This is a genomic window from Streptomyces sp. NPDC059740, from assembly GCF_042733155.1.
In the GTDB taxonomy this organism is placed as follows: domain Bacteria; phylum Actinomycetota; class Actinomycetes; order Streptomycetales; family Streptomycetaceae; genus Streptomyces.
This window is the reverse complement of sequence record NZ_JBHWGP010000004.1, coordinates 68,080-85,846: the sequence shown is the minus strand read 5'-3', so window position 1 is coordinate 85,846 and position 17,767 is coordinate 68,080. Positions and strand designations below refer to the sequence as shown.

General features: G+C 73.1%; 21 protein-coding genes. 15 read left to right on the top strand and 6 right to left on the bottom strand.

Translation table 11 applies throughout. From position 1 onward, the window contains the following. Positions 1 to 363 precede the first annotated feature (363 nt). Positions 364 to 705: a hypothetical protein gene (locus tag ACFV3R_RS06915; protein ID WP_385576732.1), complete on the bottom strand. Its 342-nt coding sequence runs from the start codon at positions 703 to 705 to the stop codon at positions 364 to 366. A gap of 361 nt (positions 706 to 1,066) precedes the next feature. Here ACFV3R_RS06915 and ACFV3R_RS06910 point away from each other — a divergent pair, with 361 nt between their 5' ends. From ACFV3R_RS06910 to ACFV3R_RS06895, 4 genes are all read left to right on the top strand, one after another. Then, positions 1,067 to 1,480, top strand: a complete 414-nt coding sequence (locus ACFV3R_RS06910) for a hypothetical protein (protein ID WP_385576729.1) — start codon at positions 1,067 to 1,069, stop codon at positions 1,478 to 1,480. Positions 1,481 to 1,713: 233 nt separating this feature from the next. After that, a complete protein-coding gene (locus ACFV3R_RS06905) occupies positions 1,714 to 2,304 on the top strand; it encodes a phage tail protein (RefSeq protein ID WP_385576726.1) in 591 nt (196 codons plus the stop codon). A 124-nt stretch (positions 2,305 to 2,428) separates the two neighbouring features. Further along, a complete protein-coding gene (locus tag ACFV3R_RS06900; protein WP_385576723.1) occupies positions 2,429 to 2,719 on the top strand; it encodes a hypothetical protein in 291 nt (96 codons plus the stop codon). A gap of 65 nt (positions 2,720 to 2,784) precedes the next feature. After that, positions 2,785 to 3,147, top strand: coding sequence for a hypothetical protein (locus ACFV3R_RS06895; RefSeq protein ID WP_385577480.1), 363 nt, complete (start codon positions 2,785 to 2,787; stop codon positions 3,145 to 3,147). 329 nt (positions 3,148 to 3,476) lie between these two features. On the opposite strand, the gene ACFV3R_RS06890 is transcribed toward ACFV3R_RS06895, so the two are convergent. After that, positions 3,477 to 3,881, bottom strand: coding sequence for a DUF3592 domain-containing protein (locus ACFV3R_RS06890; protein ID WP_385576720.1), 405 nt, complete (start codon positions 3,879 to 3,881; stop codon positions 3,477 to 3,479). Positions 3,882 to 3,932: 51 nt separating this feature from the next. On the opposite strand from ACFV3R_RS06890, the gene ACFV3R_RS06885 reads away from it, so the two are divergent. Continuing rightward, entirely contained in the window at positions 3,933 to 4,565 is a 633-nt protein-coding gene (locus ACFV3R_RS06885; RefSeq protein ID WP_385576718.1) for a hypothetical protein, read from the top strand. Positions 4,566 to 4,751: 186 nt separating this feature from the next. Here ACFV3R_RS06885 and ACFV3R_RS06880 read toward each other — a convergent pair whose 3' ends face one another. The 3 genes from ACFV3R_RS06880 to ACFV3R_RS06870 all read right to left on the bottom strand — a co-directional run bounded on the left by ACFV3R_RS06880 (position 4,752) and on the right by ACFV3R_RS06870 (position 6,494). Further along, a complete protein-coding gene (locus ACFV3R_RS06880; protein ID WP_385576716.1) occupies positions 4,752 to 5,126 on the bottom strand; it encodes a hypothetical protein in 375 nt (124 codons plus the stop codon). A gap of 121 nt (positions 5,127 to 5,247) precedes the next feature. After that, complete coding sequence (locus ACFV3R_RS06875; protein WP_385576713.1) at positions 5,248 to 5,928, bottom strand: VWA domain-containing protein; 681 nt, start codon at positions 5,926 to 5,928, stop codon at positions 5,248 to 5,250. A gap of 125 nt (positions 5,929 to 6,053) precedes the next feature. After that, the gene (locus tag ACFV3R_RS06870) at positions 6,054 to 6,494 is read right to left on the bottom strand and encodes a DUF3592 domain-containing protein (RefSeq protein ID WP_385576710.1); all 441 of its coding nucleotides are present in this window, start codon (positions 6,492 to 6,494) and stop codon (positions 6,054 to 6,056) included. 267 nt (positions 6,495 to 6,761) lie between these two features. Here ACFV3R_RS06870 and ACFV3R_RS06865 point away from each other — a divergent pair, with 267 nt between their 5' ends. From ACFV3R_RS06865 to ACFV3R_RS06820, 10 genes are all read left to right on the top strand, one after another. Then, positions 6,762 to 7,955, top strand: a complete 1,194-nt coding sequence (locus ACFV3R_RS06865; RefSeq protein WP_385576707.1) for a phage tail protein — start codon at positions 6,762 to 6,764, stop codon at positions 7,953 to 7,955. Then, a complete protein-coding gene (locus ACFV3R_RS06860; RefSeq protein WP_385576704.1) occupies positions 7,952 to 9,229 on the top strand; it encodes a hypothetical protein in 1,278 nt (425 codons plus the stop codon). Before ACFV3R_RS06865 ends, ACFV3R_RS06860 begins: the two co-directional genes overlap by 4 nt. Before the next feature lie 131 nt (positions 9,230 to 9,360). Further along, entirely contained in the window at positions 9,361 to 10,296 is a 936-nt protein-coding gene (locus ACFV3R_RS06855; RefSeq protein WP_385576701.1) for a phage distal tail protein, read from the top strand. Between the two features lie 62 nt (positions 10,297 to 10,358). Continuing rightward, positions 10,359 to 11,579 carry a hypothetical protein gene (locus ACFV3R_RS06850; protein WP_385576698.1) on the top strand — a complete coding sequence of 407 codons (1,221 nt, stop codon included), beginning with the start codon at positions 10,359 to 10,361 and terminating at the stop codon, positions 11,577 to 11,579. A gap of 10 nt (positions 11,580 to 11,589) precedes the next feature. After that, positions 11,590 to 12,714, top strand: a complete 1,125-nt coding sequence (locus ACFV3R_RS06845) for a hypothetical protein (RefSeq protein WP_385576695.1) — start codon at positions 11,590 to 11,592, stop codon at positions 12,712 to 12,714. Positions 12,715 to 12,718: 4 nt separating this feature from the next. Continuing rightward, positions 12,719 to 13,435 (top strand): hypothetical protein, encoded by a 717-nt coding sequence (locus tag ACFV3R_RS06840; protein WP_385576692.1) that lies wholly within the window; start codon positions 12,719 to 12,721, stop codon positions 13,433 to 13,435. A 336-nt stretch (positions 13,436 to 13,771) separates the two neighbouring features. Further along, complete coding sequence (locus ACFV3R_RS06835; RefSeq protein ID WP_385576689.1) at positions 13,772 to 15,217, top strand: phage tail protein; 1,446 nt, start codon at positions 13,772 to 13,774, stop codon at positions 15,215 to 15,217. 107 nt (positions 15,218 to 15,324) lie between these two features. Then, positions 15,325 to 16,209: a peptidoglycan-binding protein gene (locus ACFV3R_RS06830; RefSeq protein WP_385576686.1), complete on the top strand. Its 885-nt coding sequence runs from the start codon at positions 15,325 to 15,327 to the stop codon at positions 16,207 to 16,209. 129 nt (positions 16,210 to 16,338) lie between these two features. Further along, positions 16,339 to 16,590 (top strand): hypothetical protein, encoded by a 252-nt coding sequence (locus tag ACFV3R_RS06825; protein WP_385576683.1) that lies wholly within the window; start codon positions 16,339 to 16,341, stop codon positions 16,588 to 16,590. Then, on the top strand, positions 16,587 to 16,850 hold the full coding sequence (locus ACFV3R_RS06820; protein WP_385576680.1) for a hypothetical protein: 264 nt from the start codon (positions 16,587 to 16,589) through the stop codon (positions 16,848 to 16,850). The genes ACFV3R_RS06825 and ACFV3R_RS06820 overlap by 4 nt, the downstream gene beginning before the upstream one ends. Positions 16,851 to 17,110: 260 nt before the next feature. Here the strand turns inward: ACFV3R_RS06820 and ACFV3R_RS06815 are convergent, their stop codons facing one another. Then, complete coding sequence (locus tag ACFV3R_RS06815; protein ID WP_385576677.1) at positions 17,111 to 17,590, bottom strand: DUF1707 and DUF4190 domain-containing protein; 480 nt, start codon at positions 17,588 to 17,590, stop codon at positions 17,111 to 17,113. Between the last annotated feature and the right edge of the window lie 177 nt (positions 17,591 to 17,767).

Below are 17,767 nucleotides of genomic sequence, written 5' to 3'. Positions count from 1 at the left end.
CAGTATGTGGGTGAAGATCGTCCTCCTTTGGGCGTCCGTGCGGCAGGGGCCGTCACCGCGAGGTTGCGGTGACGGCCCCGGCCTTCTTCGTCGCCGGAGGCCGCATCGCGGTGAGCGGCGGGTGCCCTCGCCCCCACCGGCCCGGCGGGGCCGTCACGCACCCGCCGTCCGCCGAGCCCCTCCGGCCCGTTCCCGCACACCTGCCCTCGCCGGCCCGTCACCACGGGCGCCCCGTCCCCGCACCGGCCCCGGCGGGCCCCGGCCGGGACCCGCACTCCGGGGCCCGCACTTCGGGCGCCGGACCCTTGGCGCCGGGTCGTCGTCCGCGCCGGCCACCTCTCCGCACCCGCCGCCGGACGCCCCTCAGGACACCCGAGGCCGCGCTCCGGGACCGGGCACCGCCGCTGCCTGCTGTCCGCCACCGGGGAAGACCCGGCCGTCCGCCCCGGCGTGGCCCGGGAGGCCCGCGTGCTCCTTCGGCGCCGGCCTCGGCTCCGCCGGCCGGAGTGCCATCGCCTCCTGCCAGCCGGCGGAGAAGCCGCGCAGTTCCGCGTCATCCGTCACCCGGGCGCCGACCTCTCCGACCACGGCCGCCAGCGTCTGGCGCACCTCGGCGGTGCACCGCCCGGCCGCCCCCGTGTCGGCGGCCACCTGGAGAGCCGCGGCGACGACATCCGCCAGCCGCTCCCGCTCCCCGGTCACCACGGCCGTTCACCACCGGCGGCCGATCGCCGCGCGTTGTACGTGCTCAAACCCCACCCGTCCTCACCCCGCAGGGCCCTTCGTGGCCACCACGGACTCAGGCAGCGAACTCACGTTCGATTTCTTCGCCAGGTTAGCGCAGTTCACCGCACGGGCGCCCGCACCCGACCACCCCGGCGCGGCGCAGGAGCACGTCCAGTTGGTTGCGCGCACGCAATCCTTCGATCACTATGAATGCAGCGGCGGAGCTGTGCCCACCGACCCTCCTCGGGCGGCACGGCTCCGCCGTCCTCGTGTCCGGCGTGCGTACGGGCCGTGCGCACGGGCGTCGCCCCTGAAGGCCCGTGACGAGAAGGAGCCACCCATGCCCTCATCCGCGCCCGGGACGTTCCCGGACGTGCAGGCGATCGTCCGGGACCTGCTCAAGACCCGGCCCGAGCTGTCGGACGTCTACGTGGCCGACGCGCCCGACGTGGGCTTCGACGGCACCCAGCGGGCCGTCCTGGTCTCCCGTATGGGCGGCGCCTGGATCGACGACCTCCACGTCGACCAGCCCCTGATCCAGCTGGAGGTCTACGGCCCGCTGAAGAGTGACGCGTTCGTCCTGGCCAACGCGGCCCGGGCCACGCTGCTCGCGGCGATCGGCACGCGCTTCGGCACCTCCACGGTCACCGACGTGGTGGAGGCCGACGGCCCGCGCTGGCTGCCGGACTACGTCTACGCGGGGGCCAACCGGTACGTGTGCGTCCTGCGGCTCTCGGTCCGCACGGACGGCTGACCACCGCCCCGGCCCACCCGGGCACCGGACGCGCAATGGCGGGCCCCACCGCACCTCTGCGGGACCCGGACGCGCAGGACCGGCCCCACCGCACATCTGCGGGATCCGGGACGCGTTCCCGGCGCCCCGCCCCAGAGCCAGGCCCTCGCCTCCCCGGCGGGGGCCTTCGTCGTACCCGCCCGGGTGCGGCGCCTCCCGCGAGGGAGACCACCCACCGAAAGGAAGGCCACCCCATGGCCGGAAACAACTCCAACGAGATCCGCATCGCCGGCACCGGCCGGATCCTGGTCGCCGCCGTCGGCGCCATCGCCCCGACCACCTTCACCGACCCGGCCACCGACTGGGACTCCAAGGTCTGGACGGACCTCGGCTACACCTCCACCGACGGCGTCACCTTCTCCAAGAAGGACAAGATCGACCCGGTCGAGACCTGGCAGGCGGTCAGCCCGGCCCGGTTCGTCTACTCCGACCGGGACCTGACGCTGAAGTTCGCCATGATGCAGTTCAACGCCGACACGCTGCCGTTCTTCATGGGCGGCGACCTGCCCAAGCCGGTGGGTGACGGCAGCGGCGGCGTCTTCTCCTACGAGGTGCCCGACGGCCCGCAGTTCGACGAGCGGGCGCTGGGCCTGGAGTTCCACGACGGGACGGACATCACCTACCGCTTCGTCATCCCGCGCGGCCAGGTGACCGCCTCGGACGACATCAAGCTCGTCCGCAAGTCGGCCGCCTCCCTCGGCGTCACCTTCACCGCGCTGTCCTCCGGCGACGCCCAGCCGCTGGCGACCTTCGTGATGAAGGACCCGTCGTACGCCACGGCGTGACCACCGGCCGCCGCCGTCCCGCGCGACGGCGGCCACCCGGTGCCGGGGCGGCCCGTCCGCCCCGGCACCGTGCCCTCCCCGCCCCATCCCAGCGCACCACTTCCGATCTCGAAACGGAGTCCCCATGGCCACCTTCGACGTGAACGCCGCCCGCGCCCAGCGCATGGAGGCCCTCGGCCGCGCCTGGTCCTTCACCCTCGACGAGGAGACCTTCGAGCTGCCGACCGAGCTGAGCCGCGCCACCGCCCGGGCACTGCGCGCCCTGGACGACAACGACGTCGACGGACTCCTCGAACTCCTGCTGGGGAAGCGGCAGTTCGCCCGGTTCGCCGCGCTCGACGTCACCATGCAGGACATCGCCGCGATCCTGGAGGCGTACGGCCGGGAGACCGGGCTCGGCCTGGGGGAAGACTGAGCCTCGACGCGTTCGTCGACGAACACGCCGAGGCCCTCGAAGCCGACCTGCTCCGCCACTACGGCCTGGACCTGCTCGACTGGCACCGCGGCCGGCTCACCACCCGCCGGCTCGCGGTGCTCGTCAAACACCTGCCACGGGACAGCGCGACCCTGCGCGAGACCGATGGCGAGGCGGTGGAGTGGGGAGTGAGCGACTACCTGCTGGCCGCGGTGGTGGACCATCTCGCCGCCGCCAACTGGATGTTCTCCGTCGTCAACGGCGACGGGGAGTCCGAACCGCCGGAGCAGCCGGTGCCGGTGCCGCGTCCGGGCGAGCCACGTCCGGACGGGTTCGGTGCGGATCAGGAGCGCGCCCCCTCGCCCGCCTCCGGCGACGCCCCGACCGGGCGGCCCACCGCCGGGGAGCTGATGCGGTTCTTCGGGTGAGCCGCGGGCGGCGGCCGGACGGGGCTCCAGCTCCCGACCCCGGCCGCCGCCGCGCGGGCCGGCTCTCCGTCCGCCGGCCCACCCCCCGGCCGGCACCCTGCCCTCGCCGACGCGGCCCGTCACCGCCGCGAACCGTGGAGCTGCCGTCGCCGGTCCAGCACACAGCTCCCGCGCGGCCACCAGGTCAGCTCGACCACCCGTACCCCCGCGCCATCGCCCCGTGACCACCCCCGTACAGCAGGACGACGGTCCGCCCGGGACGCGACGGCGTGGGCGCCGCCTCGCTGCCGCGGACGGGCCCGCGGCCCCGGACGTTCACCCGCACCCGTTCAGCCTGTGAACAACAGGGCGATCCGCCCCACACCGCAGAGCACGAGAAGCGGCACGGCGGTCCACAACACGGCTCGGGAGAACTTCCCCTCGTTGAGGTGCACCTCCAGCATGGCCCGCTTCGGGTGACGCGAGTCGTAGACCACGGGCAATGAGGTGTCGACCACATACTCCGCTTCTGTCCCGAGCGTCTTGAAACGCACTTCCTCGCCCTCTCCCGTGCGGAACTTCACCTGGTACGTCTTGAAGTTCTCCGAGGTTCGCCACCGGGAAACGACCCACCCCAGCACCCTGACCCCCTTTTCACGCAGCGCCCGCTGCCTGACGTACGACGGGCCGAGCCATACGGACACGACGAAGAAGACCCCCACGGCCCAGTCGAGCACCACAGAGAAATCTGGCATGAACCCCTCCCGAATCGAGTAGCAGCACACCATACCTCCGAAAGGGCCGCCATGGGTACCGAAAGCAGCAGCCAGAAAAACGACATCATGGAAGAGCTGAAGGGCATCCGTGATGCGATACCGGGTGCCGGCTCGACAAAGCTGGCGACCGAGAGTTTCGTACGGCAGGCACTGGGAGGGGCAGGCAAGGGAACACCCGGAAAAGAAAAGAAGGAACCAGAGAAAACTCCGGGATGGACGGATGGAGCGGCCACCCTTGCCGGAATCAAGGACGTCACCGACAAGCTGAAGGAGGTGTCCGGCGGGCTGGGACCGGTCACGATAGCTCTTTCAGCGATGATCGGCACCCTGGGCCTGAAGCTCATACACCTGGACGCGATCCCCAACGCGATTCTGGCACGCTTCAAGAAAAAGATCGGCACGACGAAGAGTGGCGTGCTTCCCAAGGTCGTCGACCTACCCGAAGAAGTCACCAATGCGAACCTCCAGAAAGACATCAAGGCCACCAGAACTTCTGTCAAGGCGGTTCAGCGCACTATCCGCACCCTCAACACCACGTTCGCGCAGGTACGGACTTCCGCCGAGCAGTTCAGCCGCGAGATGCGCAGTGCCGCAACCGAGACGAGCAGCGCCCTGGCAAGGATCGAACAACACGTCTCCCACCTGAGCGCCGAACTGTCGTGACCTGTCGTCCGAGAAGGTCCGTCGCTCCGGAACGTGCCGGCGGCTTCCCTTGCGAAACGTCCGGATGCCGACGGGAAGTGGGGGGCTCCGTGTCAGCCGGTGCCGGTGCCACGGCCGGCCAACCCTGACCCGCCCTCGCTGTTCCGACGGGAGAGTCACCACCGAAACCTGTGCACCCGCTGGGGCTCAGCTCAGCAGCGCCCCGCAGGCAAGCGCGATACCCGCGCCCCCGTACAGCAGGACGACAGGAAGCCTGGGCAGGGCCGGGACGCGTCCCGCTGGGTACATCCGTCTCGGCCACAGCGGGTCGAAGACGACCTCGACGGGCTCCCCCACCCGTACCCCCAACCGCCGTCCCCGCAGCTCGCCGTACAGTGCACGTCCCTCATGCACCAGCGGCGCCAGTGCGTAGACCACCTCACCCGGCAGAAGGCCGGGGGAGCAGCTCCGGCATACGGCGGTGGCCCGCACCTGCCGTGCCCGCCCCCGCACGTCCGACACGAGCAGCACCAGCCCGTAGCCGACCAGCGCGCACGCGGGCAACAGCAGCAAGTAGGGCATGATCCCCCCTCTCCCTCCATCTCTCATGGACACGCGCACAGGCAGCGGCCCGGGTCACCTGCACCCCCTGGTCGACCCCGGTCGGCACCGGGCCGTGAGCACGAGGGGGGCCGGGCACCGCTCACGAGCTGCACCAACGCGTAAAGGCCCGTACGGATCGGCGGGGTTGCACGGCACCTCCCCAGTACATGCGCACGTTCGGGAGCAGCCGGCCCCGCGTCAGTCCCTCGTCGTCCCACATCGAGTGGTCGACGCTCTCGTAGTACGCGAAGAACCGCCAGAAGATCTTCTTGTTGTCGGCCCGCGCGATCTCCCGCACGACCTGGCGGTTGCGCGAGCTTTCGGCCAGGCGGAACAGAACCAGGGTGGGGCGTTCCTCATCGGCCACCTCGTCCAGGACCGCACCTACAGCGACCGGCGCGTGCCCGCCCCTGTCGAACGCCCGGGTGTCAAACGCCTTCTCGACTGCGTTCCGCGGCTGCGGCGCCCGCAACACACCGCCTGCCTGGTTGGGGCTCGACGCCCAGTCCCGCACCCACTCCGCCAGGGACGCCCGCGTCACCACGGACCATACGACCACCGTGTCCAGGCTTCGCCGCCCGGCTCCGTAGAGGAGCACCTCCACGGCCCCCGCCGCAGAAAGCCGCTCGGCGACATCCAGCGCCGCCCGTACCCACCCCGCCAACGACTCCTTGCGTTCCGCCTCGAAAACGCCGGAATCGGAGAGAGCAGCAACGAGGAGCACCCGCATTCCACCCGGCGGCACGACGGTCGGCGCCTCCTCGGGCTGATGTCTGACCACGGATGAACCCACCCCTTCCGAGCACGCGTTTTCGCCGGTGGCAGGCCCTCTCCCGCCCTTGCCGCCACCTGAGCGGAGCCCAGAGAGCGCCCGGTCCGGCACCGAGCGCCCGGAACTCGGCGTGGTCAGCTCAACGGGCCCCACTCGGCACCGAGTACGAGCAGCACGATCGCCGCCACGAGGGTTCCCAGCCCCAGCGCGAACGGCATCGGCATCTTCTTCTTCCACTGCGTGAAGTCGGTCGCCCCTTCGCCGGCGAGCGTGGCATGCCGCGGGCGTCGACGGTCGTAGACGACGCCATGCGTGGTTCCCAGCGGTGGCACGTTCCACTTGTACATCGCGATCAGCCGCTCTGAACCGCCGTCAGGTAGTGGAAACGTCCACTCGACGCGCACCTGGCCGTTATCGGGGACTCCGTGGCCGGTGCAGACACCGACAGCCCTCGCACCATGCCTGCTGAAACGGCGGGCATCCAGGTAAGTGCCGATGGTGATCAGGGCGAACAACAGGAGCACGAAAGAGACCACCAACAGCAGGGATCCCGAAACCAGAAAAAGACTCTCCACAGCCCTCCCCCGATGAATCAGTCGGAGTGTAGCACTGGGAGCAGAACGCATTTGCGCGACAAAACGCTCCAGTGACGACATGTATGGAAAAACGCGGATGACAGATCCCGGGGTTTCTCGAACCGGTAGCTGCTCGCGGAAGCCCAGTCGACCGTCATCTCCCTGAAGCAAGCGATCGACGAACTCAACCGGCGCACCCCGGCCCCGAATGCACCGGCCGCCCCAGCCGGCAGTTTCCTCTGCCTGACCAAGTCGAAGGTGAGAAACATGTCCCTGGTCAGTTCCATGAGAAAGGCAACCGCCGCTCTCCAGGATTTCCGAAAGGTGGCGGCCACCGGTGGCACGTCCGCAAAAAAAATGGCAGACGGCGCTCGGACCGCCGACACCGGCCTGAAGAAGCTCAAGTCCTCCGCCCAGTCCTCCGGAAAGGAGCTCAAGTCCCTCCAGTCCTCCGCCGACAAGGCCGAGAAGTCCCTCACCAGGGCCGGTAAGAGCGGCCAGAGCGCCGGCACCGGCATCGGGAAGTTCAAGTCCGGTGCCGACAAGGCGGACAAGGGCATGAAGGGGCTCAACAAGTCGATGAAGGGCAACCTCATCGGCGTCCTCCTCGGCCTCCTGGCGCCGCTCATCGCCAAGGTCGTCGACATGGCGACGCAGTCCAAGACCATGCAGAAGGTCCTCAAGACCGCCTTCGACGCCATCAAGAAGGTCATCAGCGCGGTCATGAAGGCCGTCGGCCCGGTCATGAAGTCGGCCGGCACCCTGATGAAGACGGTCTGGAACGGCATCCGTTCCGCGGTGACCACGGTGGTGAAGGCCGTTGCCACCGTGATCAAGACCTACTTCACGATCTGGAAGACGGTCATCACCACGGCCATGAACGCCGTGAAGAAGGTCGTCACCTCGGTGTGGAACGGCGTGAAGGCCGTGATCTCGCCGGTGGTCAGCTGGATCAGGAACGTGGTGCCGCAGGCGTTCAGCGCGGTCAAGAGCAAGCTCTCCAGCGCCTGGAACGGTCTGAAGTCGATCGCGAGCAACGCCTTCGGCGCCATCAAAGGTGCGGTCAGCGGACCGATCAACGCCGTCATCGGGCTGATCAACTCGGCGATCGGCAAGCTCAACGGCATCCGCGTCTCGGTGCCGGGCTGGGTCCCGCTGGTGGGCGGCAAGTCCTTCGGCATCCACCTGCCCACCATCCCGCGCCTCGCCGAGGGCGGCATCGTCCAGCCCCGCAACGGCGGGGTGCACGCCATCGTCGCCGAGGCCGGCGAGGCGGAGGCCGTCCTGCCGCTGTCCAAGCTGAGCCGGCTGCTGGGGCACACCACCCGCGTCGGCCAGGTCGGCCCCGGTGCCGCCGCCTCCGACGGGGGTTTCTACATCGAGCAGTACTACGAGGCCCCCACCAGCGACCTGCGCGACACCGCCACCGCCCTGCTGTTCCTGGCCAAGGCCCGCGGATGAGCCCGGCAGCTCCACGCGACCCGCTCGCCGGGGTGGACGGTCCGCTGCGCGCCCTCACCGGCCGGGCCTCCGCAGCCGGCGCCGCCGTCGGGCGCCTGACCGACCAGGTGCGCCGGGCCGCCGGCGCGGCGGACCGGATACGGGCCTCCGCCACCCCCGCGGCCACCGCCCTGCGCGGCGTGCAGTCCCCCGCCACCCGGGCCGCCGCCGGACTGCGCCGCGCCGGCACCTCGGGCGGCTCCGCCGCCACCCGGCTGCGCGCCGGGGCGGGACGCATCCGCGGCCCGCTCGGTGTCCTGGGCTCCCTGCTGGCCGGCGCCGGACTGCTGGACTCCGTCACCGGACTGCTCGGCAAGAACGTCCCGCAGCTCAGCAAAGCCATGACGGTGTTCGGCGCGGCGATGACGGTCGCCTCGATCGCCATGACCGGCGTCAACACCGCCATGCGCGCCAACCCGCTCGGCTTCGTCCTGGGGCTGATCGTCCCCGTCGTCGGCCTGATCGTGGACTACGCGGTCAACTCGCAGACCGGGCAGCGCATCATCCAGGAGGTCTTCGCCGCCGCCCTGGCCGGTTTCGAGGCGGTGGCGAAGTTCGCGCTCCCGCTGATCGAGAGCTTCGGACGCACCGTGGGGGAGGTCTTCACAGCGGTCCGCACAGTCACCCAGACGGTGCTGAAGGGCGTCGGCGCCGCCCTCACCAAGGGCTTCCAGGGCGCGAGCAGCGCGGTCTCCGGCGCGGTCCGGGCCCTCACCGGCATCGTGCGGGGCGCCTGGAACGGGCTGCGCGGCGTCATCCAGCCCGTCATGAACTGGCTGACCGGGAAGCTGCCCGGCGCCTTCACCCGGGTCCGGGACGCCCTGACCCGCACCCTGCGCGGCATCGGCTCGTTCCTGGGCACCGGCATCCAGACGGTGCTCGGGGTCATCACCGGCCCGGTCAAGGGCCTCATCGCCTTCGGCAACGGGGTCATCGACGGCCTGAACCACCTCAGCTTCTCCTTCTTCGGCAAGAAGTTCGGCGTCCACCTGTCGAAGATCCCGCAGCTCGCCCAGGGCGGTGTGGTGCTGCCACCCGCCACCCCGGGCGCCGCCTCCGTCGCCCCGCTCACCGCCCTCGCCCGCCATCTGCCCCCGACCACCGGCCCCGCCGGCGCCTTCGGACCCACCGCGTCCGCCGGCCGCCCGGGCGTCCGCGTCTACCGCGAGCGGTCCGGCAGCAGCCCGCTGACCATCGCCGAGGACCTGCGCTTCCTGCGCCGCGCCGCCGCCTGAGCACCACCCGCCCGCGCCCGCGCGCCGCCTCCCGCTCCTCTGCGGGCCCGCCGCCCTGCCCGCGGGCGGCTCTGCCATGCCCGGAGGCGACTCCGGTCCACCCCCGCCCGAAAGCGAGGTGACGGCCCGCCATGGCCGATACCGCCCCGACACCGACCGACGACTCGGCCCCCGGCTCACTGATCACCCGCGACGGGCAGATCCAGTGGGCCGGCCTGCTGATGGGCACCGGCACCCCCTACCCCGTCGACCGTTCCGGCATCACCGGCTGGGAGGACCTGCCCGAGCTGGACCTGGGCGACGTGCCCCGCCCCGACCAGCACGGCTCCTGGCCCGGCGACCGCTGGGCCCAGCCCCGCCTGGTCGGCGCCACCGTGTGGCTCGCCCCGCCCGCCGGCAGCGACCCGCAGGCCACCGCCGCCGCGTTCCGCGCCGCGACCGGGCCCGACGGCGCCGAGCACTGGCTGGCCGTGCGGCTGCTGGGCGAGACCCTGGCCGTCCGGGCGCGGGTCAGCCGCCGCGTCGTCCCGCAGGACCGCACCTACGCCCTCCAGGGGTTCGCCAAGGTCAGCCTCCAGTGGACGGCGACCGACCCGCGCCGCTACGGCACCACCCTGCGCGAGGCGGCCACCGGGCTGCCGCTTCCGGAGTCCGGACTGCTGTGGGAGGACGCGAGGGGCACCGGGCTGTCCTGGCCGCTGGAGTGGGGCGTGGAGGGGGCCGCCGGCACCCTGGACGTCACCAACGGCGGCGGGGCCGCCGCCCGGCCCGTCGTGGAGTTCCGCGGCCCGGTGCAGCGCCCCTGCCTGACCCGCCTGAGCGACGGCCGGCAGCTCCAGTACGACCTGGCCCTCGGCGACGGCGACGTCCTCACCGTCGACACCGAGGCCGGGACGGTCCTGCTCAACGGCACCGCCTCCCGCCTGTACACCGCCACCCCGGACTCGTCCCCGGAGCAGCTCTTCCAGCTGGAGCCGGGCACCACCGCGCTGGCGTTCCGCTCCGAGGACACCACCCCCGCCGCAGCCGCCTCGGTGACCGTCCGGTGGCGCGACGCCCACTGGTGACGGCACCGGAGCTCCACGCCCGCCCCGTCCCGCACCCACGCCCAGCCCTTCGGAGGTAACCGATGCCCGTGCGCAGCGCATGGCTCGTCAACCGCACCGACACCGAGTCCGGCCAGTCCCGCACCGACACCCGCCTGGCCCCCACCGGCACCATGACGCCCACCGGCGGTCTCGCCACCCGCAGCGGCATCGTGCCGGGCTCGCCCGACGGCCGGTCCCTGATGTCGGCGTTCTACGTCTTCTCCACCACCGCCGGCATGACGGCCACCGTGGCCCCGGGCCGTGCCGTGGTGCAGGGCGGAGAGGCGGCCGGGGCGTACCCGGTCGTCCTCACCGACTACACCACCGTCACCCTCGCCGACGGCGACCCGAACAACCCCCGCACCGACCTGGTCGTCCTGCGGGTCTACGACGCCCAGTTCGACAGCTCCGGGCGCACCGAGGCCGTCCTGGAGGTCGTCCAGGGCACCCCGGCCGGCACCCCGCAGACCCCGCCGACGCCCCCCGCCGCGCTGCCGCTGGCCGCGGTGACCGTACCGGCCGGCGCGTCCGTCGGCACCGGCGGCGTCGACTGGGCCTCGGGCGTGGCCAACCTGCGCACCACCACCGTGGCCGTGGGCGGCATCCTCCCGCTGTACGGCTCCACCGCCGAGCCCGGCGCCTACCCCGGGCAGTACCGGGACGCCGGCAGCCAGCTGCAGCGCTGGGACGGCGGCGGCTGGACGGGCTACCCGCGGCAACTGGGCGGCATCGCCCCGTCCGGCGCGCTCGCCACCGGCGGCTACGTCGGCCAGTACCGCGACGAGGGCGGCCGGCTCCAGCGCTGGGACGGCGCGGTGTGGCAGCCTGCGGTGCCGGGCCCGGCCTTCGCCTACAACAACGACGGCGGCTCCTGCACCGCCACCGCCTGGACGGAGGCCGTCACCGACACCACCGGGCCCACGGTGACCACGACCTTCACCGCCCCCGTCTCCGGCGTGGTGCTGGTGACCCTCGGCTTCCAGGGCTCGCCCTCGCTGACCGGCGGCTGGGGCCGGATGTCGGCCAACATCCGCAAGGACGGCGTGCTGGTGCCCGGCTGGGGCGCCGACGAGCAGCGCTCGGCGACGCAGACCGGTGCCGCCGGCCTCAACTCCTCGGTCAGCACCGTCTTCCGCGTGACGGGGCTGCAGCCCGGTGCGACCTACTCCGCCGTGTCCGCCTACCAGGTCGGCGCACCCAAGGGGTCCAGCAACAAGCACTGGTTCGACAACCGGTTCATCCGCGTCGACCCGGCCCTGTGAGGCGGACGCCTTGACTCCCTCCCCCCGGGCCGCCGACGGCCCCCTCACCCCCGTCTACCGGGCGGTCTTCTGCGACCTGCGCACCGACCAGGTCCTCGACGTGCTGCCGCTCACCGACACCAAGTTCGACGACTACATCGGCAAGTCGGGCTCGCTGTCGGCCACCGTCCCGCTGCCCGACGCCGCCCTGGCCCGCCGGGCACGCGCCGTCCTCGTCCCCGGCCGCACCGCGGTGTGGCTGGAGCGGGGCGGCGACATCTGGTGGGGCGGCCTGCTGTGGACCGTCTCCCCGGCCTGTGACGAACGCGGGCGCGTGCAGGTCCAGTTCCAGGCCGGGACCTTCGACTCCTACCTGGACCACCGGGTGCTGGCGACGAGCCTGTCGGGCACCGCCGTGGACCAGTTCGACCTCGCGCGGCTGCTGGTGGCCCACGCCCAGGAGCAGCCCGGCGGCGACATCGGCATCCGGCTGGGCCACGAGGTGTCCGGAGTGCACCGCGACTACTCCTACGCCTACTCGGCGCTGGCCCGGGTGCGGGAGCTGCTGGACCAGCTCGCGCAGCTCGACGACGGCTTCGAGTGGCGCGTGCACTGCTACCGGGACGCCGAGGGGCGGCGCGCCAAGCGGCTCCAGCTCGGGCACCCGGTCATCGAGACCGGTGCCGCCGAGATCGTCGTCGACCACCCCGGCCAGGTCCTCACCTACAACCTGCCGACCGACTCCACCGTGCAGGCCAACGTCTGGATCGCCCGCGGCGACTCACCCAACACCGACCAGTCCCAGGAGTCGCAGCCGCTGACCGTCAGCGCCGAGGCCCCCCAGGACCTGGCCGACGGCTGGCCACGCCTGGAGTCCTCCTCCGACCACAGCGGCGTCACGGACACCGGGACGCTGTCCTCGCTGGCCCAGGCCCAGCTGGCCCGGCAGCGGGAACCGGAGATGATCCCCGAGGTCACCGTGCGGCTGGACGGAAGCATCACCCCGGCGCTGCTCGGCGCCCGCATCCGGCTGCGCCTGCGCGACCTGTGGCACCAGGACGCGCAGGACCGGCAGTACCGCATCGTCGGGCTGGCCGTGGAGCCCCCGCAGCGCACCAAGGCCGAGACGGCCACCCTCTACCTGGAAGGGCTGTGACGCCGTGGCGACCATCCCGACCGACCTCCTGGACCGCATCCGCGACATCGAGCGCCGCATCCGGGACCTGATGGGCAGTGCCAACAGCAGCCCGCCGATGAACCAGGTCAACGACGGTGACGTCGTCGTCGGCGACGGCGGCCGGCTGCGGGTGCGCACCTCCGACGGGGAGGACCTGCTGCTCGTCGGCCGCATCCTCCCCGACCGCAGCCCCACGCAGACGCAACAGGGCCTGCAACTGCGCCGGGACGACGGGTCGCTGGCCCTGGCGGTCAGCACCGAGTACCCCGAGGGCCTGCCGGTGCAGCCGCTGCGGGTCTACGACCACCGGGGCAACATCGTCTTCGCCACCGACTCCACCCGGCGCGGACTGGCCCGGCCCTACGTCCCCTACCCGCTGCCCGCACCCGCCGACCCGGCCGCCTGGCGGTCCACCGGCGCCACCGACTGGACCACGCTGTACTCGGGGCCCGGCTTCGTCCAGCACCCGAAGGTGTACTGCCGGGTGGCGGTCTCCGGCAGCGCGGACAGCTCGGTGCGACTGCTGGTCGACGGCGTCCCCCTCGGCCCGGAGGGCGGGCCCGGCGCCGGGCTGACCCTCACCGAGGCGCTCGCCGCCGACTTCGGCGACCCGGTCACCTTCGAGGTCCAGGCGAAGGTCGCCCGAAGCGGTGACACCGTGGCCTGCCAGCCGCTGGCGCTGTACGGCGTCCAGTCCTGAGGACGCCTGCTGAAGGGCGCGGGCGGCGGACGCGGGCGTGCCGACAAGGGTCCGAGGCGTACCGACGCGCGCTGAGGACGGGCCCTCAGCGCGAGCGCACCCAGCCTCGAAGGCGCCCCTCGGCAACCCCGGCCCAGCGGGAACCCAGGCCCCTTCGAGGCACCCGGCCCCGCGGGCGCGGCCGGGACGACGGCCCGCCCGCGCCCCGGCCCCGCCCGGGGCAACCCGCACCGGGCCCACCTCCGCGCCGCCCGCTCCCCGCCCGGCCCCCAGGTCACCCGGCCCCCTCATCTCCCCACACCACCCTGCTCCCCTCCCCCCTCAAGGAGACCTTCCGTGCTGCCCGAATCCATCCCCACCGTGCGGGTCACCGCCCACTACCTGGCCCTCGACGGATCCCCGCTCGCCGGCCAGGTGGTGTTCCAGCCGCCCTCCCTGCTCACCCACTCCGCCGCGGACCTGTTCGTCGGCGGACCGACCGCGGTACCCCTCGACGCCGAGGGCCGGCTGGAGGTGGAGCTGCCCGCCACCGACGCCGACGGCTGGAACCCGGCCGGATGGACGTACACCGTCACCGAACGCCTCGCCGGCACGGCCCGGCCCCGCACGTACCAGATCGCACTGGCCGCCGCGGTGCCGCAGATCGACCTGGCGGACATCGCCCCGGCCGACCCCGGCACCCCCCAGTACGTCTCGGTGCCCGGGCCCGCCGGCCCCGCAGGCGAACCCGGCCCGCAGGGCCCGCCCGGACCGGTGCGTTCCGTCAACGGCCGCTCGGAGACCGACGTGGTCCTGACCGCCGGCGACCTGGGGGCCGTCGCCACCACCGACGTCAGCGCGCCGGGCGGGGTGGCCGCACTCGGACCCGACGGCCTGGTGCCCGCCTCCCAGCTGCCGGCCGGCACCGGCGGGGGCGTCTCCTCCGTCAACGGACAGAGCGGCAAGGTGGTGCTCACCGCCGCCGACCTGGGCGCCCTCACCCCCGCCGCGGGCGACGCCCGCTACCTGCCGGTGGACGGCGTCCCGGTCACCAGCGTCAACGGGCGGACCGGGGCGGTGGCGCTGACCGCGGCAGACGTCCAGGCGGTCGACGCCGGGACCGCGGTGCTCCTCACCGGCGACCAGACGGTGGCCGGCGCCAAGTCCTTCGCCACCCCGCCCAGCGCCGCCGCCGACCCCACGGGCGCCGACCAGCTCGCCCGCCGCTCCTACGTGGACCGGGTGGCCGGCGTCGGCTCCTGGAGCCCTGGCGACCTGGGCTTCCTGTCCTGGGCCTTCGACCCGGCCGCCTCGTCCGCCTCCGCCGTCCAGTACTGCCTCAACGGCACGGTGTACCTCAGCGGCGTGGTGCTGACCTCGGACGCCAAGATCAGCAACGTGGTGTTCTACGTCCCCGGCTACGTCGGCGGCACCCTGACCGCCAACTCCTACGCCGGCCTGTACACCGGCTCCGGCGCCCTCGTCGGCACCACGGCCTCCCTCACCAGCCTGAAGGCGACCGAGGGCACCACCGCCGTCCTCCCCCTGACCACCGCCTACAACGCCAAGGCCGGCAGGTACTGGGTGGCGCTCCTGGTGAACGGCCCGTCGGTGAAGACCAACGGGCCGGCGTTCATGGTGGGCGCCAGCATGGGCGACAACCCGGGCGGCGCCGCCCGCATGCCCGGCAACTTCGTCCGCCACTGCCGGCTCGCCACCACCGGACTGACCGCACTGCCCGGGAACTTCACACCCTCCACGGTCGTCGCCGACGCCAACGCCGTCTGGGCCGCCGTCTCCTGACCTGCCCCGCCCCGGCCCTCGCCTGAGCCCCGCCCGCCCCGCGTCGAACCGGGCGGGCGGGGCCACCCGGAGCCCGCCCCGTCCCCGCCTCACCCCCGAGGAGCACCATGGCCACACCCCTGACCGCCGACGCACTGCTGGCCGCCCTCCACGCGGAAGGGGTGCGCACCGCCGAGTACCGCAGCTGGCGCACCCACAACCGCAACACCAGGGGCGCCTGGGGCCCCGTCAACGGCGTCATGATCCACCACACCGTCACCTCCGGCACCGACTCCTCCGTCGCCCTCTGCTACGACGGACGCTCCGACCTGCCCGGCCCGCTGTGCCACGGCGTCATCGACAAGTCGGGCACCGTCCACCTCGTCGGCTCCGGGCGCGCCAACCACGCCGGTCTCGGCGACGACGACGTCCTGGCCGCCGTCGTCGCCGAGCGGGCACTGCCCGCGCCGGGTGAGAACAACACCGACGGCAACGTCCACTTCTACGGCTTCGAGTGCGTCAACCTCGGCGACGGCCGCGACCCCTGGCCCGAGGCCCAGCTCGACGCGATCGCCCGCACCGCCGCCGCGCTCTGCCGCGCCCACGGCTGGCACGCCGCCTCCGTCATCGGCCACAAGGAGTGGACCGACACCAAGATCGACCCGGTCGGCTTCACCATGGCCTCGCTCCGCAACCGGGTCGCCGCCCTGCTGGCCGCCGGCCCGAAGGGACCCGCTGCCGGCACCCCGTCCCCCGCAGCGTCCCACGAACCGTTCCCCGGCGCGGCGTTCTTCACCCGGCGGCCCCGCTCGGCCGTCGTCACCGCCATGGGGCGGCGGCTGGTCGCCGAGGGCTGCTCCCGGTACACCGAGGGCCCCGGCCCCCAGTGGACCGACGCCGACCGCAACTCCTACGCCGCCTGGCAGCGCAAGCTCGGCTTCTCGGGCGCCGACGCCGACGGCTGGCCCGGCCGCACCTCCTGGGACGCCCTGAAGGTGCCCCGCACCTCCTGAAGCCCGCAGCCGCCGCCCGCACCCCGCTCCGGCGCGACCCCCGTCCGGCGTTCCCCCTCGGAAGGCCGGGGCGGGACGTTGCGGGAGGCACCACCGCTCGACCCGCACCGCGTCGAAAGGCCCGACCACATGACCGAGAACACCCGCCGCGTCCTGCGCACCGTGCTGCAGAGCGCCGTCGGCGTCCTGACCGCCCTGCCCGCCCTGGTGGACGCCGGCTCCGTCCCGCGCTCCCTGCCCTGGGTCTGCGGCGCCCTCGCGGTGTCGGCGACCCTGACGCGGCTGATGGCACTGCCCGCCGTCCAGGCCCTGCTCCCGGCCTGGCTGCGCACCGCGGACCGGACCCCGTCCCCGACGACGGAAGGGGGTGGCCGACCGTGACCGACTCCGGGCTGCGCGACCCCGCCGCCGTCGCGCTGGAACTGGAACGCCTGCGCGGCACGGTCGAGGCCGGGTTCATCCGGGTCGACGGCTCGCTGGCCCTCCTGGTGCAGCGCGGCGACCAGACCGACAAGCAACTCGCCGACCACGAGGCCCGCCTGGACTCCCTGGAACGCACCAGGTGGCCGATGGCCAGCATCGCCACCCTCGCCGCGGTCGCCTCGGCGGTCATCACCACCTGGGACCTGGCCGCACGCTGAACCGACGGACCGCACGACCGGAACGGACGACCCGGCCGGGGCGGACAGCACAGCCGGGTCAGCGCCCCGCCGGTCGGACGGCGCGGCCGGATCGGGACGCCCCACCGGGCCGGACGGCACGGCCCGGCCGTCACCAGACCGGCCGTCACCAGCCCGGCCGTGCTCCGGCCTCGCCGCGGCCGCCGGCGGACCACCGGCGAACCACCGGCGGACCGCCCGCGGCCGGGCCGGCCACCGCCCGCCGGCCCGCCGGCCCGCCGTCAGTTGACCACGACGGCCACCATCATCAGCAGCAGGAACAGTCCCCACCCGGCGATGCCGAGGTACCCCAGGATCAGGCCGGCCAGCGCCTGCCCGTCGCCGCGCTCGCCGGTACGCCGGATCTCCGCGCGCGCCTTGTGGCCCATGATCACCGCGGGGATGGCCGTCGCCCCCCAGGTGAAGGGCATCAGCACACCGCAGACCAGCGCCGCGGTGGAGGTCCCGTTCGTCGGGACCACTGGCTGCGCCATGAACGTCGGCGGGACCGCCGGCCGCTGCTGCATCACCGGCGCCGGCGCCAGCGGCGTCATCGGCCCCTGCGGGAGGTCGGAGACGAGCATCTCCAGCTCGCCGTAGGTCTGCGCCGCGTACGCCCGGGCCACCCGCTGCTCGTACTCGTGCTGCGGCAGCCGCCCCTCGGCGAATCCCGCCTTGAGCACGTCCACCGCCCGCTCGCGATCGGTGTGCGCGGCGCGCATGCCCGGCACCGCCGCGCTCGACCCCGACCCCGACACCGGCACGCCGCCGGCCGCCGGCCATGCCGGAGCCGGCTTACCGCCCTGCCACGGTTCATACGCCACCACGGACCTCCCCCAGGAAACTCAGGTGTCCCCATCATCCTCGACGCACGGGCGGAGCGCACCGTTCCCCGGGGG